The following is a 23,344-nucleotide window of genomic DNA, read 5'->3' as shown; positions in this document are numbered from 1 at the left end:
TTCCCCCGCGCGCCGCCTTGCCCTGGCGGCGATTTCCGTCCTGCTCATTCATGAGACGAAGTCATGGCCGTTAACCTGCAGATCCCCTCCGAGTCCGAAATTTTCCCTGTTGCCGGCGTTGAAATCGGCGTCACCGAGGCCGGCATCCGCAAAGCCAACCGACGCGACCTGACGGTATTCCGCCTGGCCGAAGGCAGCAGCGTGGCCGGCGTGTTCACCCGCAACCGCTTCTGCGCCGCCCCCGTGCAGGTGTGCCAGGCCCACCTGGCCGACGGCGGCCCGATCCGCGCGCTGGTCATCAACACCGGCAACGCCAACGCCGGCACCGGCGCCGAGGGCCTGAAGAAGGCCCAGGACACCTGCGCCGAGCTCGGCCGCCTGCTCGGCGTGCCCGCCGCCCAGGTGCTGCCGTTCTCGACCGGCGTGATCCTGGAGCCGCTGCCGCTGGACCGCCTGTTCGCCGGCCTGCCGGGCGCCATCGCCAACCTGGGCGCCGATCACTGGTCGAGCGCCGCGCACGGCATCATGACCACCGACACGCTGCCCAAGATCTCGTCGCGCCGCGTCCAGATCGGCGGCAAGACCGTCACCTTCACCGGCATCAGCAAGGGCGCCGGCATGATCCGCCCCAACATGGCGACCATGCTGAGCTTCCTGGCCACCGACGCCGGCATCGCCCAGCCGCTCCTGCGCAAGCTGGCGGTCGAGATCGCCGACGCCTCGTTCAACCGCATCACCGTGGACGGCGACACCTCCACCAATGACTCGTTCATCATCGTCGCCACCGGCAGGTCCGGGGTCGAGGTCAACGCCGAGTCCGACGCCGCCTACGCCGCTGTGCGCGAGGCCCTGACCGCCGCCGCGCTGGAACTGGCGCAGAAGATCGTGCGCGACGCCGAAGGCGCCACCAAGTTCATGACCATCCGCGTCGAGGAAGCCGGCACCACCGAGGAAGCCCTCAAGGTGGCCTACGCCGTGGCCCACTCGCCGCTGGTCAAGACGGCCTTCTTCGCCTCGGACCCCAACCTGGGCCGCATCCTGGCCGCGGTCGGCTATGCCGGCATCGACGACCTGGACGTGTCGAAGATCCGCCTGTGGCTGGACGACGTGCTGGTGGCCAAGGACGGCGGCCGCAACCCGGCCTACCAGGAAGCCGACGGCCAGCGCGTGATGAAGCAGGCCGAGATCGCCGTGCGCATCGCGCTGGGCCGCGGCCAGGTCAGCGACACCGTCTACACCTGCGATTTCTCGCACGAGTACGTGTCGATCAACGCCGATTACCGTTCCTGATCAAGACCCGCCATCCGCCCGGTTGACCCCGGGCGCGAAGCGACGGCGTTCAGTTGCGCGCCGGGCCTCGCGGGATGGCGGCAGCAATGAAATCCAGTGGCTGCGCCTTACCCATCGCCGGTCACTGCCCCCGGGGAATCCGTGGCATCACCGCGGTCCCCGGCAGGTGACAGCCGTTGAGCGGCGCGCGCCCCCACGACGCCTTTGCGGCGGGACACGCGCCCTCTTCTTCCGACGATGCCCGCGAACGCGACGCGGGCCCGGTGCCGGGCCCGCCCGTTCGCTCTTCCAGGATCACACCGTGACCGCGAACGAATTCACCACCCTCATCCAGCGCGCCGAGCGCGTCCTGGCCCAGCTTGAAGCCTGGCTGCCCCCCGCGCCCCCCGACATCGACTGGAACGCCCACGCGTTCCGCTGGCGCAAGCGCGGTTCGCGCGGCTGGCTCGACGCCGTGCGCCACGTGGCCCGCATCGACCTCGAAGACCTGCAGCACATCGAGCGCCAGAAAGGCATCATCGACCGCAACACCGTGCAGTTCATCGAGAAGAAGCCCGCCAACAACGTGCTCATGACCGGCGCGCGCGGCACCGGCAAGAGCTCGCTGGTCAAGGCCATGCTGGCCGCCTACGGCGACCGGGGGCTGCGCCTGATCGAAGTCGACAAATCCGACCTGGGCGACCTGGCCGACATCGTCGAGCTGGTGGCCTCGCGCCCCGAGCGTTTCATCGTGTTCTGCGACGACCTGTCGTTCGAGGAAGGCGAGGCCGGCTACAAGGCGCTCAAGTCCGTGCTGGACGGCTCGGTGGCCGCCTCGGGCGACAACGTGCTGATCTACGCCACCTCCAACCGGCGCCACCTGATGCCGGAATACATGAGCGAGAACCTGCAGGCCAAGCACCAGCCCGACGGCGAGATCCACCCCGGCGAAACCGTCGAGGAAAAGATCTCGCTGTCCGAGCGCTTCGGCCTGTGGCTGTCGTTCTATCCCTTCAAGCAGGACGACTACCTCGATATCGTCTACCACTGGCTGCGCGAGCTGGGCTGCCCGGAAGACCAGATCGAACCGTCCCGCACCGAGGCGCTGCAATGGACCATCGAGCGCGGCTCGCGCTCGGGCCGCGTCGCCTACCAATTCGCCCGTGACTGGGCTGCCCGCCATGTCTGACAAAATCATTGATGTCGCCGCCGGCCTGATCCTGCGTCCGGACGGCATGCTGTTGCTGGGGCAACGCCCCGAAGGCAAGCCCTGGTCGGGCTGGTGGGAGCTGCCCGGCGGCAAGCTCGAACCCGGCGAGACCGTGCTGCAGGCGCTGGCGCGCGAGCTGCAGGAAGAGATCGGCATCCGCGTGACGCAGTCGCGGCCCTGGGTGACCTACGTGCACGCCTACCCCCACACCACGGTGCGCCTGGCGTTCTGCCACGTCATCGGCTGGGAAGGCGAGCCGCGCAGCCTGGAGAACCAGCGCCTGGAATGGGTCGACCCGGCCAACGCCGCGTCCGTCGGCGACCTGCTGCCCGCCACCCTGCCGCCGCTGCGCTGGCTGCAGCTACCGACCGCCTATGGCATCAGTTCGATCGGCTCGCGCGCCGGCCTGTCGGCGTTCCTGGGCCGGCTGGACGCGGCGCTGGCGCGCGGCGTCAGGCTGGTGCAACTGCGTGAACCGCAGTGGCCCGACGGCCCGGCCTCGGCCTCGCTGCACGAGGCGCTGCAGCAAATCGTCAAGCGCTGCCACGCCGCTGGCGCGCGGGTGCTGGTCAACAGCGCCCATCCGGCCGCCTGGTGGCGCGAGGCCGACGGCGTGCACCTGCGCGGCGCCGATGCCGCGCGCCTGGCCGCCCGGCCCGACCTGCCGGCCGGGGCGCTGGTCGGCGTCTCGGCGCATGACAACGCCCAGGTGGTGCACGCGCGCGAGCTGGGCGCGGACTTCGCCGTGCTGGGCCCCGTGCTGGACACGCCCAGCCACCCCGGCGCACCGACGCTCGGCTGGGACGGCTTCGTCGAAGGCAACCGCGACGCTGGCATCCCGGTGTTCGCGCTCGGCGGGCAATCCACCCAGACGGTCTCGCACGCCCTGCGCCATGGCGCGCACGGCATCGCCGGCATCCGCGGCCTGATCTGAGGCCGTGGCCGCGGGGCGCGGCAGGCCCGCGCGGCCGCGCCGGCGCCTTTCCCTGCGCCTAGGGAAACTCCCCCCTTGCCGCGCGGGGCGCCCGCGCCCTATCTTGAGCATTGTTGTGACCATACGGTCACAACAAGGGATGGCTTGGGGCCGACACCTTGCCGCGCGGCCGCGGTTCCCGGACGGCGAAGTCTGGCAAGATGACACCCTCCCCTCACCAAGAAGGAACCGGCCAATGTCCCGACGTGAGAATACCGAGCGCCAGATCCTGCAGGCCCTCGAAGACCAGATCAAGGAAACCGGCATGGGAGGCGTAGGCATCAACGCCATCGCCAAGCGCGCCGGCGTCAGCAAGGAACTCATCTACCGCTATTTCGACGGCATGCCCGGCCTGATGCTGGCCTGGATGCAGGAACAGGATTTCTGGACTCGCAATCCCGACCTGCTGGCGGCGGACGAATCGAGCCAGCGCAGCCCCGGCGACCTGGTGCTGTCGATGCTGCGCGCGCAGATCGACGCGCTGTCCGGCAACGAGACGCTGCGTGAAGTACGACGCTGGGAACTGATCGAACGCAATGAGGTGTCCGCGCCGCTGGCGGATCGCCGCGAACGCGCCGCGCGCGGTTTCATCGACCGCGTCGACGGCCTTACCCCCGACATGGACGTGCCCGCCGTCGTCAGCGTGATGCTGGCGGGCGTGCTGTACCTGATGCTGCGCGCCAAGACCGAAAGCCATTTCCTGGGCGTGCCGCTGCGCACCCCGGAAGGCTGGGCGCGCATCAACGGCGCGCTGGAGCACCTGGTGAAACAGGGCTTCCCGGACGCGCTCAACCAGCAATCACTCGCCCACCTGGAGACGCGCCGCAAGCAAACGCGGCCGCCCGCCGACCCCGGACCCTGACCCATCCCATGCCCGCGCAATCCGCTTTGCAGGAATACGACCTCATCATCACCGGCGGCCTGATCGCCGACGGCCTGGGCGCCCCCGCCCACCGCGCCGACCTGGCCATCTCGGGCCAGCGCATCGCGGCCATCGGCGACGGCGCGGCCTGGCATGCCCTGCACCGCATCGACGCCACCGGCAAGGTGGTGGCGCCCGGCTTCATCGACTGCCATACCCATGACGACCGCGCGCTGCTGGCCGCGCCGCTGATGCGGCCCAAGGTCAGCCAGGGCGTCACCACGGTGGTGACCGGCAACTGCGGCATCAGCCTGGCCCCGGTGCACGCGCCCGGCGACGTCGTGCCGCCGCCCTTGAACCTGCTGGCGCAGCACACCGGCGAACTGTATGCGCGGATGCAGGACTACGCCGCCGCGCTCCAAGCCAGCCCGGCCGCGGTCAACAGCCTGGCGCTGGTGGGCCATTCCAGCCTGCGGGTGTCGGCGATGGACCGCCTGGACCGGCCCGCCGACAAGAAAGAAATCGCGGTCATGCGGCACGCGCTCGACCAGGCCATGGCGGCCGGCGCCGCAGGCCTGTCGACCGGCCTGTACTACCCCACCGCCATGCACGCCAGCACCGAAGAGGTCATCGGCGTGGCCGCGCCGCTGTCATCGTGGCAGGGCCTGTACACCACCCACCTGCGGGACGAGGCCGACCACGTCTGCGACGCCATGGAGGAAGCCTTCCTGATCGGCCGCGCCGCCGACGTGCCGGCGATTCTGTCGCACCACAAGGTTACGGGCAAGCACAACCACGGCCGCACCGCCGAAACGCTGGCGCTGTTCGACCGCGCCCGCGCCGACCAGCCGCTGGGCATGGATGTCTATCCCTACTCTGCCTCTTCCACCATCCTGGAGCCGCGCCGCGTGCCGGCCGGCGAAAGAATCATCGTCACCTGGTCACAGACGCGGCCCGAGATCCAGGGCGTGGATCTGCGCGAGCTGGCGGCGCGCGAAGGCAAGGACCCGCAGCGCCTGGCCGAGGAACTGTCGCCCGGCGGCGCCATCTATTTCTCGATGGACGAAGACGACGTCAAGCGCGTCATCGGCCACGGCAGCGTGATGATCGGCTCGGACGGCCTGCCGCACGACCAGCGGCCGCATCCGCGCCTGTGGGGCGCGTTCTCGCGGGTGCTGGGACGCTACGTGCGCGAAATGCGCGTGCTGGGCATGGAAGAGGCGATCCGACGCATGACCAGCCTGACGGCGGCCCAGTTCGGCCTGCGCGACCGCGGCGTGCTGCGCCCCGGCTGCTATGCCGACGTGGTGGTGTTCGATCCGGCCGCGGTGACCGACCAGGCCACCTTCGCCGAGCCGCTGCGTCCGTCCGCCGGCATCCAGGCGGTGCTGGTCAACGGCGAGCTGGTCGAGGCGCATGGCGTGGCCACCGGCGCCCGCCCCGGCCGCCTGCTGCGCGATGCCGACCGCGGGGCCCCCGGTTTCGAAACGCCGGCCTGGGCCGCCTGAATCCCCGTCATCCGGCGCCCTGACGCGAGCGCCGCATCGTTCCCGGAGCATCATGCACACAATCGTCATCGGCGCGGGCGTGGTCGGCATGACCACCGCCTACTATCTGCATCGCGAAGGCCACCGCGTCAGCGTGGTGGAAGCCGGCCCCGGCCCTGGCCTGGTCACCAGCCGCGCCAATGGCGCCCAACTCAGCTACAGCTTCGTCGCGCCGCTGGCCGACCCGGCGGTGCTGCCCAAGCTGCCCGCGTGGCTGCTGGGGCGCGACACGCCGCTGCGCTGGCGGCCAAGGCTCGACCCCGCGCAATGGCGCTGGTGCCTGGACTTCCTTCGGGCCTGCACCCGCGGCCGCAGCCGCGCCACGACCCGTGAACTGCTGGCGCTGGGGCTGTACAGCCGCCATTGCGTGCACCAGTTGGTCGGCCATGAGCGGCCGGCGTTCGACTTCAGTTCGGGCGGCAAGCTGCTGGTCTACCAGGACGCGGCGGCCTATGGCCGCGCGCTCGCGCAGATGGACTACCAGGCCTCGCTGGGTTGCGAGCAACGCGCCCTGGACCGCCAGGCCTGCCTGGCGCTGGAGCCGGCGCTGGCCGACATCGGCGACAGCATCGCCGGCGCCATCCACACGCCGACCGAGGACGCCGGCGACTGCCTGCGCCTGTGCACCGAGCTGGAACGCATCCTGCGGGCCTCGCCCGGCGCGGCGCAATTCCATTTCGACACGCCGGTGTCGGCGCTGCGCACCGAAGGCGGCCGCATCGTGGCGCTGGCCACGCCCGCCGGCGACCTGCAGGCCGACCAGTACGTGCTGGCTGGCGGCATCGGCGCGCAGGCGCTGGCGCGCCGCATCGGCATGGACCTGCGCATCTATCCGCTCAAAGGCTACAGCCTGACCTACGACCTGACGCCCGACAGCATCGCGCCGCGCGCCAGCATCAGCGACATCGGCCGCAAGGTGGTGTATGCGCGGCTGGGCCAGCGCCTGCGGGTGGCGGGCATGGTCGACATCGGCGCGGCAGGCGGCGCCATTGACCCGCGCCGCACGCGCAGCCTGGAACGCGACGTGGCGCGCCTGTTCCCGCGCCTGAACGCCGCCGGCGCGCCGCAACCCTGGGCCGGCCTGCGGCCGGCGCGTCCCGACGGCAAGCCGTTGATCGGCGCCACGCCGTGGCGCAACCTGTGGCTCAACGCCGGCCATGGCGGCCTGGGCTTCACCCTGGCCGCCGGCAGCGCGCGCATGCTGGTCGATCTGATGCGCGGACAACCGCCCGCCGTGCAAGCCGCGAGCTTCGCGCTCGCCGCCTGACGGCGCGCCGCGCCGGGTTCAGCGGCGGGCCGGCCTCATTCGGCCTTGATGCCGCGGCCCTGGATCAGCTTGCCCCACTTGTCGCGCTCCTTGACCTCGAAGGCGGCCAGGTCGGCGCCGAACAGGTTGCCGGGCGTGGCGCCGCCTTGCGCCAGCGACTGCCGCAGAGCCGGCGATTGCAGCGCCTGCTTCATCGCCGCGATCAGCTTATCCACCACCGGCGCGGGCGTGCCGCGCGGCGCATAGAGACCCGACCAGGCGGTCACTTCGAAACCCGGCAGGCCCGCTTCGGCCATGGTGGGCAGGTCCGGCGCGGCCGGACTGCGCTCGGCCGACGTGACGGCGATGCCGCGCAGCCGGTCGCCGGCCTTGAGCGCCGCCATCGAGCTCGGCAGGTTGTCCATCAGTATGTCCACCTGCCCGCCGATCACCGCGGGGATCGCAGCCGACGATCCCTTGAATGGCACATGCAGCATCTGCAGACCCGCCATCGACTCGAAGTAGGCGCCTGTCAGGTGCACCGAAGATCCGATGCCGGGCGAGGCATAGGAATACCTGCCCGGGTCCTTCTTCACCGCCCGCATGACATCCTGCAACGTGTGCCATGGCGAGGCGGCCGCCACCGCCATCACGTTCGGCGTGGAGGCGATCATGCCCAGCGGCGTCAGGTCGGTCGCGGGGTTGAAGCCGATGTTCTTGTACAGGAACTGATTGACGCTCTGCGTGCCCACCGAACCCAGCACGATGGTGTAGCCGTCGGCTTGGGCCCGCGCGGCCGCCGCCACGCCCAGGTTGCCGGCCGCGCCCGGCTTGTTCTCGACCACGATGGACTGGCCCAGCGCCGGGCGCATGTGCTCGGCGATGGTGCGAGCGAAAATGTCGGTGGTGCCACCCGGCGGAAACGGCACGATCAGGGTGATGGGGCGTTCCGGCCAGGCCGCCGCCGCCGGGGCGGCCAATGCACCTGTCAACGCGAGCCCGCCCGCGAGCGCCATGGCGACGCCCTTTCCCGCACGAAAAAACCTGTCCATCCTCTTTCCCCTTCGTCAGAAGTGTTCGATCGATCAAACGGAATCCGGTGCGTCGGCGCGTCGCGATTCGGCGCGGCAGCCGGGCCGTGGACGGCGCCACGACCGGGCCTGGGCCTGACGTGACCATTCGGTCACTTTTGTCGCATTAGGAACCCGGGCCTGCGGCTTGTCAATCGGGGAGAGGAGGAGTTAGGCGTTATCCCTACCTGACGGCGGCAGGGGTCGGCACGGCCCCCGACGTGGCGCCAGCGGCCGGCGCGGCGGCGCGCTCCACGCCTTGCGCCGCGGGCAGCCCGTTCCAGCCGCCGCCCAAAGCGACGATCAGGTTGACGCTGGCCACCAGGCGATTGCCGTACAGGCTGAGCGCGCTGCGTTCGTTGCTGAGCGCGGTGGCATCCACCACCGCCACGCTCAGGTAATCGACCAGCCCGGCCTTGTACTGGTTCTGGATCAGCCGCAGCGATTCGCGCGCCGACTCCAGCGCGCGGCGCTGCACGGTCTGTTCGTTCTCCATCACGCGCAACTGGATCAGGTAGTCCTCGACCTCGCGCAGCCCGGTCAGCGCCGCCTGGCGGTAGGCCGCCGCCTGGGCATCGTAGGACGCGCGCGCCTGCTCGACCTGCGCCTGGCGCGCGCCGCCATCGAAAATCGTCAACGCCAGCGCCGGCCCCAGTGACCAGAAGCGCGCCGGCGCGGTCAGCAGTTCGGCGAACTGGCCGTTGCGGAAGCCTCCGTCGGCCGACAGGGTCAGGCTGGGGAACCAGGCCGCCTGCGCCACGCCGATCTGCGCATTGGCGGCGGCGGCGCGGCGCTCGGCGGCGGCCACGTCGGGACGGCGCTCCAGCAGCTCGGACGGCAGGCCCACCGGAATCCGCGGCAACTGCAGCGAGAACGGCGCCGGCGGCAGGCTGAAGTGCGACGGCGCCTGGCCCATCAGCACCGCGATGGCATGTTCGTACTGGCCGCGCTGCCAGTCCAGGTCGATCGACTGCGCGCGCGTGCTTTCGACCTGGGTGCGCGCCACCGCCACGTCCGACTGCCCCGCCACGCCAACGTTGTAGCGGTTCTGCGTCAGTTGCAGCGACTTTTCATAGGCCGCCACCGTGGCGTCCAGCAGGCGCTTCTGTTCGTCCAGCACGCGCAGTTGCAGATAGGCCTGCACCAGCGCGGCCTGCGCGCTCAGGCGGGTCGCGGCCAGGTCGGCCAGGCTGGCCGCGGCGCTGGCCTCGGACGATTCGACGCTGCGGCGCACCCGGCCCCACACATCCAGCTCCCAACTGACGCTGCCGGTCAGCGAATACTGGTTGGACACGTTGCCGCCGCCGCCCGACGAGGCGGACGACGAACCGCCGCTGCCGCCGCCACTGCCCGAACGGGTCAGGCCGGCGCCCGCCCCCACGGTGGGGAAGAAGCCGGCGCGGGCGCCGCGCACCAGGCCAAGCGCCTGGCGGTAGTTCGCCTCGGCCTGGGCAATGGTCTGGTTGGAGGCATTGAGGTTGTCCACCAGGCCATTGAGCGTGGCGTCGTCATAGACGCGCCACCATTGGCCGCGGTCGGCGTCGTCGCGCGGCTCGGCCCGCTTCCAGCCCGGCACCTCGTCCTGGCCTTCCTTGTAGGCCGCGCCCACGTCCAGCGCCGGCCGCTGGTAGTCGGGACCGACGGCGCAGGCGGCCAGCGCCGCGCACAGCGCCAGGGTGATGCCGGCGCGCGGCAGGAAGGCGGAAGGGAAAGGCTTGGCGTTGCGGATCATAGTTGTTCTATCGAAGCGGCCCCGCCGCGCCGGGCGCGCCCGCGCGCGGCCCAGAGGCGGAAACGGTCAAGGTAAAGATAGACCACCGGCGTGGTGTACAGCGTCAGGATCTGGCTCAGCACCAGTCCGCCCACGATGGTAATGCCCAGCGGCTGGCGCATCTCGACGCCGGCCCCCGTGGCCAACACCAGCGGCAACGCGCCAAAGATGGCGGCCATGGTGGTCATCATGATCGGCCGGAAGCGCGTCAGGCAGGCCTGGAAGATGGCTTCGCGCGGCGCCATGTGCTGGTTGCGCTCGGCCTCCAGCGCGAAATCGACCATCATGATGGCATTCTTCTTGACGATGCCGATCAGCAGGAACACCCCGATCAGCGCGATCAGCGTGAAGTCCATGCGCACCAGCAGCAAGGCCAGCAACGCGCCCAGCCCGGCCGACGGCAGCGTCGACAGGATCGTCAGCGGATGCACGAAGCTCTCGTACAGGATGCCCAGCACGATATACATGGTGACCAGCGCCGCCAGGATCAGCCACGGCTGCTGCGCCAGCGTCTGCTGCAGCACTGCCGCCGTGCCCTGGAAGCCGGCCTGAATCTGGTCCGACGGCAGGCCGATGCGCGCCACCGCCGCATCGATGGCGGCGGTGGCCTGGCCCAGCGACACGCCCGGCGCCAGGCTGAACGACACCGTATCGGCCACGAACAGGCCCTGGTGCTGCACGCTCAGCGGCGCATTGGCGTTCTCGAAGCGGGCGAAGGCCGCCATCGGCACCCGCGCCCCGCTGGCGGTGATGACCTCGACCTGCTTGAGCGACTCGATGTCCTGCGCGAACTTCGGGTCCACCCCCAGCACCACGTGGTACTGGTTCAGCGGCCCGTACATCACCGACACCTGGCGCTGGCTGAAGGAATTGTTCAGCACGGTCGAGATCGTCGCCATGCTCACGCCCAGCCGGGTGGCGGCGTCGCGGTCGATCACCAGGTTGATCTCGCGGCCCTTGTCCTCGACGTCGGTATCGACGTCGGTGATCTCGGGCACCTTCGCCATGGCCTGCTGCACCTTGGGCATCCACGAACGCAGCAGTTGCAGGTCGCCGGACATCAGCGTGTAGTCATAGGAACCCTGGCTCTGGCGGCCGCCGACGCGGATGTCCTGCTGCGCCACCAGGAACATGCGCGCGCCCGGCATGTTCTGCAGCCGCGCCCGCAGGCGGTTGATGACCTGCTCGGCCGAGACATTGCGCTCACCCAGCGGTTTGAGCTGGATCTGCATGAAGCTGCTGTTGCTGCCGCCGCGCCCGCCGGCGTAGCCGGTCATGCTCTGCACCGCCGGATCGGCCAGCACCACCTTGCGCAAGGCCTCCAGCTTGGGCACCGTGGCCTGGAACGACGTGCCCTGGTCCACCCGGAAAAAGCCCAGCAACTGGCCGGTGTCCTGCTGCGGGAAGAAGCCCTTGGGCACGACGGTGTACAGGTACACGTTCAGGCCCACCGCCGCCGCCAGGACCAGCATCATCAGCCGGCCATGGGCCAGCGCCCACGCCAGGCTGCGGCGGTAGCCGTCCTGCATCCAGGCAAAGCCGCCCTCGGCCCAGCGCGCCAGCCGGCCGGGCGGCTTCGGTTCCTTGGGCTCGGCCTTGAGCAGGCGCGCGCACATCATCGGCGTCAGCGTCAGCGACACCACCAGCGACACCATGATGGATGCCGACAGCGTCACCGCGAATTCCCGGAACAGGCGCCCCGCCACCCCGCCCATCAGCAGGATCGGGATGAACACCGCCACCAGCGACAGGCTCATCGACAGCACCGTGAAGCCCACCTCGCGCGAGCCGCGCAGCGCCGCCCGCATCGGCGACATGCCGTTCTCGACGTGGCGCATGATGTTCTCCAGCACCACGATGGCATCGTCCACCACGAAGCCGGTGGCCACGATCAGCGCCATCAGCGAGATGGTGTTGAGCGTGAAGCCGCACAGATACATGACGCAGAAGGTGCCGATCAGCGACACCGGCACCGCGACGCTGGGGATGATGGCCGCGCGCCAGCGCCGCAGGAACAGCAGCACCACCAGCACCACCAGGCCCACCGCGATGATCAACGTCAGCTCGGCCTCGTGCAGCGAGGCGCGGATGCTGGGGGTGCGGTCCTGCGCCACGGTCAGTTGCACGTCGGCCGGCATCAGCGCCAGCAGCGTCGGCAGTTGCGCGCGCACCGCGTCCACGGTTTCGATGATGTTGGCGTCGGCCTGGCGCCGCACGATCATCAGGATCGCGTTGCGCTGGTTGTAGAAGCCGGTCTGGTACAGGTCCTCGACCGAGTCCTCGACCCTGGCCACGTCCGACACCCGCACCGGCGCGCCGTCGCGCCAGGCCACGATCAGCGGCCGGTACTGTTCGGCGCGGCTGAGCTGGTCGTTGACCATGATCTGCCAGTGGTACTGGTCGTTTTCCAGCACGCCCTTGGGCCGGTTGGCATTGGCATTGGCCAGCGCCGTGCGCACTTCGTCCAGCGACACCCCGCGATTGGCCAGCGCGCCCGGCAGCACCGTCACGCGCACCGCCGGCAGCGAACTGCCGCCCACCGTGACCTCGCCCACGCCATCGACCTGCGCCAGCTTCTGCGCCACGATGGTCGAGGCCAGGTCGTACATCTGGCCCTGGCTCAGGGTGTCGGACGTCATCGCCAGCGTCATGATGGGCGCGTCCGAGGGATTGGACTTGTGGTACGTGGGGTTGCTGCGCAGGCTGGTCGGCAGCAGCGAGCGGGCGGCGTTGATGGCCGCCTGCACGTCGCGCGCGGCGCCGTTGATGTCGCGCGACAGGTCGAACTGCAGCGTCACGCGGGTCGAGCCCTGCGTGCTGCTGGAAGTCATCTCGGTCACGCCGGCGATGCTGCCCAGCGAGCGCTCCAGCGGCGTGGCGACGCTGGACGCCATGGTCTCCGGGCTGGCGCCGGGCAGGCTGGCCGACACCGAGATGGTGGGAATATCCATCTGCGGCAGCGGCGCCACCGGCAACAGGAAGAACGACAGCATGCCCGCCAGCACGACCGCCAGCGACAGCAGCGTGGTCGCCACCGGCCGGACGATGAAGGGCGCCGACAGGATCACGGCGCGCTCCCGGCGCGCGCCTCGCGCATGGCGCGCCAGCGCCGCGACATGCGGTCGAACATCAGGTAGATCACCGGCGTGGTGAACAGCGTCAGCACCTGGCTCAGCAGCAGCCCGCCCACCATCACCAGGCCCAGCGGCTGGCGCAGCTCGGCGCCCGTGCCCGTGGACAGCATCAGCGGCAGCGCGCCGAACAGCGCCGCCAGCGTGGTCATCAGGATCGGCCGGAAACGCAGCAGCGCCGCCTCATGGATCGCCGCGCGCGGCGACAGGCCGCGCTTGCGCTCGGCGTCGAGCGCGAAGTCGATCATCATGATGGCGTTCTTCTTGACGATGCCGATGAGCAGGATGATGCCGATGATGCCGATCATGTCGAGCTCGGTGCCGCTGATCAGCAGCGCCAGCAGCGCCCCCACGCCGGCCGACGGCAGCGTCGACAGAATGGTGATCGGGTGGATGTAGCTTTCGTACAGCACGCCCAGCACGATGTACATGGTGACGATGGCCGCCAGGATCAGCCACAGCGTGCTCGACAGCGAATTCTGGAACGCCAGCGCCGCGCCCTGGAAGCGCGTCTCGACGCTGGCCGGCATGCCGATCTCGGCCTCGGCCGCGGTGATTGCCTCGACCGCGGCCGACAGCGATGCGCCCTGCGCCAGATTGAACGACACCGTCACCATCGGGAACTGGTCCAGCCGGTTCACCGCCAGCACCGTCTTGCCCTCGGTGATGCGGGCAATCGACGACAGCGGCACCTGCGCGCCGGTCGAGGTCGGGACGTGGATCTGGCCGAGCGAGGCCGGATTCATCTGGAACTGCGGCTGCACCTCCAGCACCACGCGGTACTGGTTGGACTGGGTGAAGATGGTCGAGATCAGGCGCTGGCCGAAGGCGTCGTACAGCGCCTCGTCCACCACCGCCGCCGTGATGCCCAGGCGCGAGGCCGCGTCGCGGTCGATTTCGACCCAGGTCTGCAGGCCGTCGTCCTGCAGGTCATCGGTCACGTCCTTCAGGCCCGGCACCTGGCGCAGCCGGTCGATCAGCTTGGGCGTCCATTCGCTCAGCACCTTCAGGTCCGGATTGGACAGGGTCATCTGGTACTGGGTCCGGCTGACGCGGTCCTCGATGGTCAGGTCCTGCACCGGCTGCATGTAGACGGTCAGGCCGTCCTGCTTGCCGAAGGCTTCCTGCAGCCGCGCCATGACCGTGCGCAGGTCGCCGTTGCGCTCGGCCTGCGGCTTGAGCGCGATCTGCATGCGCCCGGCGCTGAGGGTGGCGTTGCTGCCGTCCACGCCAATGAAGGACGACACCGCCTGCACGTCCGGATCCTCCAGCGCCAGCCGCGCCGCCGCCTGCTGGCGCTCGGCCATGGCGGTGAACGAAATGGACTGCGGCGCCTGTGTGATGGCCTGGATCAGTCCCGTGTCCTGCTGCGGGAAAAAGCCCTTGGGAACCAGGATGTACAGCAGCACCGTCAGCGCGAAGGTGGCCAGGGCCACCAGCAGCGTCAACGGCTGGTGCCGCAGCACCTTCTGCAGCATGCGGTCATAGGCGGCAATGGTGCGGTCGATGAAGGCGCCGGTGACCTGGTGAAAGCGCCCGTGCTTCTGCTCGGATTCGGCACGCAGCAGGCGCGCGCACATCATCGGCGTCAGCGTCAGCGACACCACCAGCGAAATCAGGATCGACACCGCCAGCGTGATGGCGAACTCGCGGAACAGCCGCCCCACCACCTCGGTCATGAACAGCAGCGGAATCAGCACCGCGATCAGCGAGAAAGTCAGCGAGATCAGCGTGAAACCGATCTGCTGCGCGCCCTTGAGCGCGGCCTGCAGCGGCGTCTCGCCCTCTTCGATGTGGCGGGCGATGTTCTCGATCATGACGATGGCGTCGTCCACCACGAAGCCGGTGGCGATGGTCAGCGCCATCAGCGTCAGGTTGTTGATGGAGAAGCCGGCCAGGTACATGATGCCGAAGGTGCCCACCAGCGACAGCGGCACCACCACGCTGGGAATCAGCGTCGCGGTCAGGCTGCGCAGGAACACGAAGGTCACCATCACCACCAGCGCCACCGCCAGCAGCATCTCGAACTGCACGTCGGCCACCGAATCGCGGATGGTCTGGGTGCGGTCCGACACCACCGTCACGTCCAGCGTGGCCGGCAGCGCGGCGCGCAATTGCGGCAGCAGCGCCTGGATGCGGTTGACCACGTCGATGACGTTGGCGCCGGGCTGGCGCTGGATGTTCAGCAGGATGGCCGGCTTGTCGCCGGCCCAGGCCGCCTGGCGCGTGTCCTCGGCGCCCTCGACCGCGCGCGCCACGTCCGACAGGCGCAGCGGCGCGTTGTTCTTGTAGGCGATGATCAGGTCGTTGTAGTCGGTCGGCGACTTGAGCTGGTCATTGGCGTTGATGGTGGTCGAGCGCAGCGGCCCGTCCAGGTTGCCCTTGGGCTGGTTGACGTTGGCGCCCACCACCGCGGTGCGCAGGTCGGTCAGCCCCAGGCCGTTGGCCGCCAGCGCCTGCGGATTGACCTGCACCCGCACGGCCGGGCGCTGCCCGCCCGCCACGCTCACCAGGCCCACGCCCGGAATCTGCGACAGCTTCTGCGCCACCCGCGTATCGACCAGATCGCGCACCTGCGGCAAGGGCATGGTGGGCGAGGTGATGGCCAGCGTCAGCACCGCCGCGTCGGCCGGATTGACCTTGTTGTAGGTCGGCGGCACCGGCAGGTCGCTGGGCAGCAGGTTGGATGCCGCGTTGATGGCGGCCTGCACCTGCTGCTCGGCCACGTCCAGCGGCAGCGTCAGGTTGAACTGCATGGTGATGACCGAGGCGCCGCCCGAACTGGTCGACGACATCTGGTTCAGGCCCGGCATCTGGCCGAACTGCCGTTCCAGCGGCGAAGTCACCAGCGACGTCATCACGTCCGGGCTGGCGCCCGGATACAGCGTGGTCACCTGGATGGTGGGGTAGTCGACCTCGGGCAGCGCCGACACCGGCAACATGCGGTAGGCGATGAAGCCCGCGATCAGGATGGCCACCATCGACAGCGTGGTGGCCACGGGCCGCAGGATGAACAGGCGCGACGGGCTCACGGGGCGGCCCCTCGATCAGCGCGTGGCGGGCGTGGTGCCCGCCGGCGCGCCCCCGCCCAGCGACTTGTCCTTGGCGGCGGGGATCACCTCGCCCCCTCCCACGACCTCGACCTTGGCGCCGGCGCGCAGGCGGTCGGTGCCCTCGGTGACGACACGGTCGCCCGGCTGCAGGCCCTCGTTGACGGCCACCATGCCATTGTTGATGGCGCCCAGCTTGACCTGCCTGACCTGCACGGTATTGTCCGGCTGCACCAGGAACACGAAGGCGCCGGCCGAGCCCTGCTGCACCGCCGCCGTCGGAATCGCGGTCACGCCCTTGCGCGTCAGCACGTGCAGGCGCACGTTGACGAACTGGTTGGGAAACAGCGCGTCGTCCTGGTTGTCGAACTTTGCCTTGAGCTTGAGGGTGCCGGTGGTGACGTCGATCTGATTGTCCAGCGTCTCCAGCGTGCCGGACGCGATGCGGCGGGTGTCGGCGCGGTCATAGGCCTCCACCGCCAGGGTGTGGCCCTGGGCCAGTTCGGCGCGCACTTCGGGCAATTGCGTTTCGGGCAGCGTGAACACCACCGAGATCGGCTGGGTCTGCGTGATCACCACCAGGCCGTTGGTGTCCGAGCTGGACACCAGGTTGCCGCGGTCGACCTGGCGCAGGCCGAGGCGGCCGCTGATCGGCGCCGTGATGCGGGCGTAGTCCAGTTGCAGGCGCGCATTGTCGACATTGGCCTGGTCGCTCTTGATGGTGCCTTCGTATTGCCGCACCAGCGCCGCCTGGGTGTCGACCTGCTGCTTGGCGATCGAGTCCTGCTTGAACAGGGCCTGATAGCGCTGCAGGTCGCGGCGCGCGTTCTCCAGCAGCGCCAGGTTCTGCATCTGGGTGCCGCGGGCCTGGTCCAGGGCCACCTGGAAGGCGCGCGGGTCGACCTGCGCCAGCAGGTCGCCGGCCTTGACCTGCTGGCCTTCCTGGAACGGCACGTCGACCAGTTCGCCGCTGACGCGGCTGCGCACGGTGACGGTGTTGTAGGCCGTGACGGTGCCCAGGGACTTCAGGTAGATATCGATGTCCTGCGTGACGGCGCTGGCCACGCGCACCGGCACGGCCAGGTTGGCCATGGCCGCGGCCATGTTGGGACGTCCGCCCGCGCCCGGACGCCCGCCGCCCGCGCCACCCGGCTTGGCGGCCGGCCGCAGCGCCAGCCAGGCGATGCCGGCGACCACCAGCAAAAGCACCGCCAACCCGATGATTCTGCGGCGGGTCCAGCGGGAAGGCGACGAAACGGGACGGCTATCGGACATGGGATACGGTTCCGGCACTGACGGAGAAAGCCGTATTGTGACCTAGACGACCGACATTTCAGCCATTGTCCGTTACCGCTGAAATCGGCCGCAACAGGAATCGGGGCGGGATGCCCCCCCCGCTCGCGCCCGACGGGCTACGAATTGCAGAGCGTGATCTGGAAGGGGATGCTGCGCGCCACCTGCTGGGGCTTGAATTCGCCGTCCTGCGTCGAAAAGCGGATCCAGATCATGTACTTATTCGCGCTGATCTCGGGAAAGACCCCCTGCGCCGGATCGACCCAGACGCGCAGCAGTTGGTACTGCTTGCCGCCCAGCATCTCCTGGTAAGCGCCCTGTTCGGCCACGATGTCGATCTTGCGGCCTGACTCGCGCAACAGGCGCAGCGCCAGGGTCAGGCCGTCGTTCAGGGCGGTGAAGGGCGCCAGCCAGGCCTGCAGGTCCGCGCAGCGCGCGGCTTCGGACTTATGCTGCCAGGCGTAGTACGACGGCATGTCGACCTGAGTCGCGCCGCCGGGCACCGCCAGGCGCCCGCGCAGGCTGGTGAGCCATTCGTTCTCGCGCAGCGACTGGCCGGTCTTGCCGGGCGCCGCCAGGGCCGAAGCCACCTTTTCGAGTTCGCGCAGCATGCCTTCGAGCGCGTCCTGCGCCACCCCGGGGTGGTCGCGCAACCCAACCAGCGCGACGCGCTGGCGTTCGAGGTCCTGCAGCACCGAGCCTTTCACGTCGGTGCGTTCGCAGACATCGAGCAGATCGAACAGCGAGGTGACGGCAACCTGGTGCTGGCGTGAATCCCCCTCGCGCGCAAAGAAGAACAGCCTGTCGAACAGGTATTCGAGCCGCAGGTAGGCGCGGATGCGCTCGTTGAAGGGATATTCGTAAACAATCACGCTTGTAAACAGGCCCATCAGAGGTCGGCCGGCGGGCCGAGATTATTCAGGGGTGCCGGCCAAGCCCGAAGCTTGCCGGCCCGTGGTGGCCGCCAGCTTGAGCCAGCGATCATGCAGGGTCTTCGCCTGCGCGCGCAATTGCTCCGGCGATGTCGCGCCGCCATTGTCGATGACGTCGTCCGCGACCTCGAGCCGGTCCGCCCGCGCAGCCTGTGCCGCCATGATACGCCGGATGGCTGAGTCCGTCAGCCCGCTGCGCGAGCGCACCCGGGCCACCTGGGTGTCGGGATCGCAATCGACCACGCAGATGCGGTCGACGCGGCCGCGCCAGCGCCCGATGGACTCGACCAGCAACGGCACCACGAACACCAGATAGACGCCGCGCGCGGCCTCGGCCTGGCGTTCGGTTTCGTGGCCGATGGCCGGATGCAGGATAGCTTCCAGGCGCAGGCGGACCTGCGGGTCGGCAAACGCGCGCTCGCGCATCCAGTCGCGATCGAGAGCGCCTGCCGGCGTCAACGCGTCGGGCCCGAACTCGCGTTCGATGGCGGGCATCGCCGCGCCGCCGGCCGCGGTCAGCGCGCGCGCGATCTCATCGGTATCGACCACCGATGCGCCCCATTCGCCCAGCAAGTCGGCCACTCGCGATTTGCCCGAGCCGATGCCCCCTGTCAGACCGATCTTGAACATGTTCGTCCTTCCTGTGCGCCCTGCTCCCCGCCGCCCCTGCGTCCCACCGGGCGCGCGCCGCCGCGGGGCGGACGCGCGTTCAATGCAGCAACCATCCCAGGCCTTGCTCGCCGCCCAACAGCAGCACGGCCACGCCCGCCAGCGCCAGGTATGGGCCGAACGGCAAGGCCTGGCCGCGGCGTGCCCGGCCGCCGAGCGTCAGGGCGCCGCCCACCACCACGCCGACCACCGAGGCGCCCAGCAGCAGCATTGGCAAGGCGCCGACACCGAACCAGGCCCCCAGCGCCGCCAGCAGCTTGAAATCGCCGTAGCCCATGCCTTCGCGGCCGGTCAGCAGGCGGAATGCATGAAAGATAACCCACAGGAACAGGTAGCCGGCCACCGCGCCCACTACCGCCATCGGTAGCGGCGTGAAGGCGTCGAACAGATTCACGAGCAGGCCGGCCCAGGTCAGCGGCAGCGTAATCGCGTCCGGCAGCAGGGTCGATTCCAGATCGATCCAGGCCAGCGCCACCAGCGCCGCCGACAAGCCCATGGCGCACAACGCGATGGGCGTGGCGCCGAAACGCCAGGCGCAGGCGGCGAACAGGATGCAGGTGATCGCCTCGATCGCGGGATAGCGCCAACCGATCGGGGCGCCGCACGCGGCGCAACGGCCGCGCAGCGCCAGCCAGCCCAGCAGCGGCAGGCGGCGCCAGCCCGTCACCGGCGCCTCGCAGCTCGGACAATGCGCGGCCGGCGCCCGCAGGTCGGAGTCGATCGCCGGCCGGGCATTGCCCGCCGCTTCCTGGCACTGCGCCTGCCACTCGCGTTCCATCATGCGCGGCAGGCGGTAGGTGACCTGCGTCAGCCAGCCGCCGACCAGCAGGCCGGCCAGCGCGGCCAGCGCGACAAACGCCGCCAGGGGCACCGGCAAGACATGCCACAGCGTCATGCGCGCCCTCGCGGCGCGGTCCGCCGCGCCGGCGGACGAGCGCGGACGGCAGGACGGCGGGCGGGCTGCCAGGAGCCGTGTCGTAATTTGTGCATAAAGTGCCGGCAACGCCTTTCAGGATGGTGGGGAACGTATCGAATCTTCGCATAAGTGCGTAAAATCGGAGACAGACTCAACTTACGGATCAGCTGCCATGGCCGCGCGCGTCGAAATCCTTACCCGCCCCCGCAAACTCAGCATGATGGGGCTGCTGTTAGCGGGCACGGCGCTGGCTGCCGCGGGCTGCGCCCAGCAACGCACCGAAGGCTATTACGATCCCCCGGTCGAAAGCACCGTCACCGACGCCCAGTACCAGGGTTCCGGCGCCGGCTACCGCACCGTGCTGCGGGCGCCGTCGCAGGTGCAGATCGCGCTGAAGCCCGACCAGAAGAAGACCCCGACCCAGGCCGCCGCGGCCCAGGGCGCCACCACCGAGGATGGCCAGCCCGTGCCGGAAGGCGCGAGCAGCGGCGCCGGCGCGGCGCCCGCCCCGGCGCCCGCCGCGACGCAGAGCGCCGCCGCCAACAGCCTGGTGCCGCAGCCGCAGACCTACATGGGTACGCTGCCGTGTTTCTCGCCCGCCATGCAGTGCACGGCGCAGCGCGTCACCCTGACCCTGGCGCCCAACGGCCGCTGGCGCGGCCGCACCGCCTACCTGGAAAACGATCCCCAGAAGGCCGCGCCGATCGTCGAGCAAGGCTGCTGGGACGCCACCGACGAGCGCCCGCCGCGCGTCCTGCTGCTCGACAGCAAGGGCAACATGCGGGTCGAATTCGTGGTCGCCGCCAACAACGTGCTGCGCGTGCGCTCCATCGGCGGCCAGTCGCCCAACCTGAACTACAACCTGACCCGCCAGCCGGACCTGGATCCGATCGACGAACTGGCCAAGGCCCAGGCGCCTCAATGCCCCTGAGCGCGGCGGGCCGGGTATCCAGCCCGGCCTGGCCATCCCCCGCAGGGCCTGCCGGATGACGCATCCGCCAGGCCCTTGGTTTTTGGGGCGGCGTCCTGGACCGATGAAAGCCGAGGGGCGGCTGGCCACCCTCGAAAAGTAAGTGCCTACTTACTCCAGTATCCTTTATTGATAAGTGCCGCGCAGCAATCCGCGAGGATGGCATCGACCCGCTCCGCCCGCAGCGCATAGCGCGTGTCTGACGCGGGCGTATCCGCAGCGGGCTCGGGCGGCGGGGCGACCGGCGCCCCAGCCTCCGACCCGCACGGCAATGGCGCTCCCAGCACCGGCGACACGCCCGGTTGCCCAAAGGCGCACAGCCGGCAGGCCAGTTGCATGGCGTTGCGCACGCCCAGCTTGGCGAAGATCCGGGCGCGGTGGGCCTCGGCGGTGCGCAGGGAAATGTCCAGGTCAATCGCGATGACCTTGTTCGGACGGCCAGCCGCGACATAGGCGACGATCTGGCGCTCGCGCGGCGTCAGGGCGGACAGGAGGCGATCGAGGTCGGCGCGGGGAACGTGCATGGAATGGCTCTGCAATGATGACATGCAGAGAGTCTGCCCCGCCCTCGCCGGCGACATAAGCTGGCAATTTTGCCAGGGGTGCGCGGCCCGGCCTGAGCCGGCCGCGGCGCAACCGGCTCAGGCCGTGTAGGCCAGCTCCAGGTTGTCGATCAGGCGGGTCGCGCCCAGCTTGGCGGCGGCCAGCACCACCACCGGCTCGCCCGCCTGGAGGTCGGCAGCTTCCGGACGCTTGAGGTCGCGCTGGCGGCGCAGGGCGATGTAGTCGACCTTCCAGCCGCGATCGGTCAGTTGCTGGGTGGCCTCGCGCTCCAGCCTCGCGGCGTCGCGCTCGCCGGCGGCCAGGCGCTGGCCGACGTTGTGCAGGGCGGCGTACAGGGCCGGGGCCTCGGCGCGCTCGGCCTCGCTCAGGTAGCGGTTGCGCGACGACAGCGCCAGGCCGTCGTCGGCGCGCACGGTCTCGTGCGCCAGCACTTCCACCGGCAGTTGGAACTGGCGGCACATGTTGCGCACCACCATCAGTTGCTGGTAGTCCTTCTTGCCGAACACGGCGACCCGCGGCTGGACACAGGAGAACAGCTTGAGCACCACGGTGCTGACGCCGGCGAAGAAGCCGGGGCGGAATTCGCCTTCGAGGATGTCGCCCAGGTCGTCCGGCGGCTGCACGCGGAAATTCTGCGGTTCGGGGTACATCTCGCGCTCGTTGGGCGCGAACAGCACGTACACGTCGCGCTCGCGTTCGAGCTTCTCGATGTCGGCGGCCAGGGTGCGCGGGTATTGGTCGAAATCCTCGTTCGGCCCGAACTGCAGACGGTTCACGAAGATGCTGGCGACCACCGGGTCGCCGTGCTGGCGCGCCAGCTTCATCAGCGCCAGGTGGCCTTCGTGCAGGTTGCCCATCGTGGGCACGAACGAGACGCGGTTCTGGCCGCGCAGGTGGTCGCGCAATTCCTGGATGGTGTGGACGACTTTCAAGGGGGATCTCCGGGGTTGGGCGCACAGCCCGGGGGGAATCGGATCAGGCCGCGACCGCCGCGACGCTGGTGTAGGCCAGGCGCACGTAGATGGGCGCGTAAGGCTCGGCCTGGGTGATTTCCAGCAGCGATTCGCGCGCCAGTTCCAGCATGGCGATGAAGTGCACCACCACCACGGCGGCCGGCGCGCCCTCGCGCACCCGTTCCATGAACAGGTCGCCGAACTCCATGAAGCGCACGTCGTTCAGGCGCCGCAGGATGTGCGTCATGTGGTCGCGCACCGAAAGCTGTTCGCGGGTGATGTGATGGTGCTGGTTGAGCTTGGCGCGCTTCATGATGTCGGCCCACGCGGCGCGCAGGTCGTCGACGCTGACCTCGGGCAGCATGCGCTCGACGCTCAGGTCGGCAACCGCATGGCTGGTGACGAAGTCGCGGCCCAACTGGGGCAGGGCGTCGAGCTTTTGCGCGGCCAGCTTCATCTGCTCGTACTCGAGCAGGCGGCGCACCAGCTCGGCGCGCGGATCCTCGGGCTCTTCGCCGGTGTCGGTCTTCTTGACCGGCAGCAGCATGCGCGACTTGATCTCGATGAGCATGGCCGCCATCAGCAGATACTCGGCGGCCAGCTCCAGGTTGTGGATGCGGATCTGTTCCACATAGGACAGATACTGCCGCGTGACATCCGCCATGGGGATGTCCAGCACGTTGAAGTTCTGCTTGCGGATCAGGTAGAGCAGCAGGTCCAGCGGCCCCTCGAAGGCTTCGAGGAACACCTCCAGCGCGTCCGGCGGGATGTACAGGTCCGTCGGCATCTGGAACAGCGGCTCGCCGTACAGGCGCGCGAACGCGACGCTGTCAACGGTGTCGGGCGTGCTGTCGACGGACGGTTCCACTAGCGCGGCCAGGGCATCGCCCGGGACGGAGGGGGTGTGGGCCATGGCTG

General features: G+C 69.6%; 18 protein-coding genes. 7 read left to right on the top strand and 11 right to left on the bottom strand.

Annotated features, from left to right (window positions below; genetic code table 11):
• Positions 1-63 precede the first annotated feature (63 nt).
• The 6 genes from argJ (at position 64) to HV783_RS21995 (ending at position 7,128) form a co-directional block, all read left to right on the top strand.
• On the top strand, positions 64-1,290 hold the full coding sequence (gene argJ, locus HV783_RS22020) for a bifunctional glutamate N-acetyltransferase/amino-acid acetyltransferase ArgJ (RefSeq protein ID WP_175189865.1): 1,227 nt from the start codon (positions 64-66) through the stop codon (positions 1,288-1,290).
• A 301-nt stretch (positions 1,291-1,591) separates the two neighbouring features.
• Entirely contained in the window at positions 1,592-2,458 is an 867-nt protein-coding gene (locus HV783_RS22015) for an ATP-binding protein (protein ID WP_054503378.1), read from the top strand.
• Positions 2,451-3,413, top strand: coding sequence for a Nudix family hydrolase (locus tag HV783_RS22010; protein ID WP_175189864.1), 963 nt, complete (start codon positions 2,451-2,453; stop codon positions 3,411-3,413). Before HV783_RS22015 ends, HV783_RS22010 begins: the two co-directional genes overlap by 8 nt.
• A gap of 235 nt (positions 3,414-3,648) precedes the next feature.
• A complete protein-coding gene (locus tag HV783_RS22005) occupies positions 3,649-4,314 on the top strand; it encodes a TetR/AcrR family transcriptional regulator (RefSeq protein ID WP_054503376.1) in 666 nt (221 codons plus the stop codon).
• An 8-nt stretch (positions 4,315-4,322) separates the two neighbouring features.
• A complete protein-coding gene (locus HV783_RS22000; protein ID WP_175189863.1) occupies positions 4,323-5,822 on the top strand; it encodes an N-acyl-D-amino-acid deacylase family protein in 1,500 nt (499 codons plus the stop codon).
• Between the two features lie 52 nt (positions 5,823-5,874).
• Positions 5,875-7,128, top strand: coding sequence for a D-amino acid dehydrogenase (locus tag HV783_RS21995; RefSeq protein WP_054503374.1), 1,254 nt, complete (start codon positions 5,875-5,877; stop codon positions 7,126-7,128).
• A 35-nt stretch (positions 7,129-7,163) separates the two neighbouring features.
• Here HV783_RS21995 and HV783_RS21990 read toward each other — a convergent pair whose 3' ends face one another.
• From HV783_RS21990 to HV783_RS21955, 8 genes are all read right to left on the bottom strand, one after another.
• A complete protein-coding gene (locus HV783_RS21990; RefSeq protein WP_175189862.1) occupies positions 7,164-8,123 on the bottom strand; it encodes a Bug family tripartite tricarboxylate transporter substrate binding protein in 960 nt (319 codons plus the stop codon).
• Between the two features lie 238 nt (positions 8,124-8,361).
• Positions 8,362-9,909: an efflux transporter outer membrane subunit gene (locus tag HV783_RS21985; RefSeq protein WP_175189861.1), complete on the bottom strand. Its 1,548-nt coding sequence runs from the start codon at positions 9,907-9,909 to the stop codon at positions 8,362-8,364.
• Positions 9,906-13,016, bottom strand: a complete 3,111-nt coding sequence (locus tag HV783_RS21980; protein ID WP_054503371.1) for a multidrug efflux RND transporter permease subunit — start codon at positions 13,014-13,016, stop codon at positions 9,906-9,908. Before HV783_RS21980 ends, HV783_RS21985 begins: the two co-directional genes overlap by 4 nt.
• Positions 13,013-16,111: an MdtB/MuxB family multidrug efflux RND transporter permease subunit gene (locus HV783_RS21975; RefSeq protein WP_064526613.1), complete on the bottom strand. Its 3,099-nt coding sequence runs from the start codon at positions 16,109-16,111 to the stop codon at positions 13,013-13,015. Before HV783_RS21975 ends, HV783_RS21980 begins: the two co-directional genes overlap by 4 nt.
• 15 nt (positions 16,112-16,126) lie before the next feature.
• On the bottom strand, positions 16,127-17,404 hold the full coding sequence (locus HV783_RS21970; protein WP_064526616.1) for an MdtA/MuxA family multidrug efflux RND transporter periplasmic adaptor subunit: 1,278 nt from the start codon (positions 17,402-17,404) through the stop codon (positions 16,127-16,129).
• Between the two features lie 137 nt (positions 17,405-17,541).
• The gene (zapD, locus tag HV783_RS21965) at positions 17,542-18,294 is read right to left on the bottom strand and encodes a cell division protein ZapD (RefSeq protein WP_054503539.1); all 753 of its coding nucleotides are present in this window, start codon (positions 18,292-18,294) and stop codon (positions 17,542-17,544) included.
• 42 nt (positions 18,295-18,336) lie between these two features.
• A complete protein-coding gene (coaE, locus tag HV783_RS21960) occupies positions 18,337-18,984 on the bottom strand; it encodes a dephospho-CoA kinase (RefSeq protein ID WP_116792783.1) in 648 nt (215 codons plus the stop codon).
• A gap of 79 nt (positions 18,985-19,063) precedes the next feature.
• Positions 19,064-19,918 (bottom strand): prepilin peptidase, encoded by an 855-nt coding sequence (locus HV783_RS21955; RefSeq protein ID WP_054503367.1) that lies wholly within the window; start codon positions 19,916-19,918, stop codon positions 19,064-19,066.
• 193 nt (positions 19,919-20,111) lie between these two features.
• Between HV783_RS21955 and HV783_RS21950 the strand changes: the two genes are divergently transcribed.
• Positions 20,112-20,870: a copper resistance protein NlpE N-terminal domain-containing protein gene (locus HV783_RS21950; RefSeq protein WP_175189860.1), complete on the top strand. Its 759-nt coding sequence runs from the start codon at positions 20,112-20,114 to the stop codon at positions 20,868-20,870.
• Between the two features lie 146 nt (positions 20,871-21,016).
• Here the strand turns inward: HV783_RS21950 and HV783_RS21945 are convergent, their stop codons facing one another.
• From HV783_RS21945 to HV783_RS21935, 3 genes are all read right to left on the bottom strand, one after another.
• Entirely contained in the window at positions 21,017-21,433 is a 417-nt protein-coding gene (locus HV783_RS21945) for a response regulator transcription factor (protein ID WP_054503538.1), read from the bottom strand.
• Between the two features lie 117 nt (positions 21,434-21,550).
• Entirely contained in the window at positions 21,551-22,405 is an 855-nt protein-coding gene (gene panC / locus HV783_RS21940; protein ID WP_054503365.1) for a pantoate--beta-alanine ligase, read from the bottom strand.
• A 43-nt stretch (positions 22,406-22,448) separates the two neighbouring features.
• Positions 22,449-23,339, bottom strand: coding sequence for a segregation and condensation protein A (locus tag HV783_RS21935; RefSeq protein WP_054503364.1), 891 nt, complete (start codon positions 23,337-23,339; stop codon positions 22,449-22,451).
• Between the last annotated feature and the right edge of the window lie 5 nt (positions 23,340-23,344).

Source organism: Achromobacter dolens (genome assembly GCF_902859745.1).
In the GTDB taxonomy this organism is placed as follows: Bacteria; Pseudomonadota; Gammaproteobacteria; order Burkholderiales; family Burkholderiaceae_B; genus Achromobacter; species Achromobacter dolens.
The sequence above is the reverse complement of the archived record's forward strand: the minus strand, read 5'-3'. Positions and strand labels throughout refer to the sequence as shown.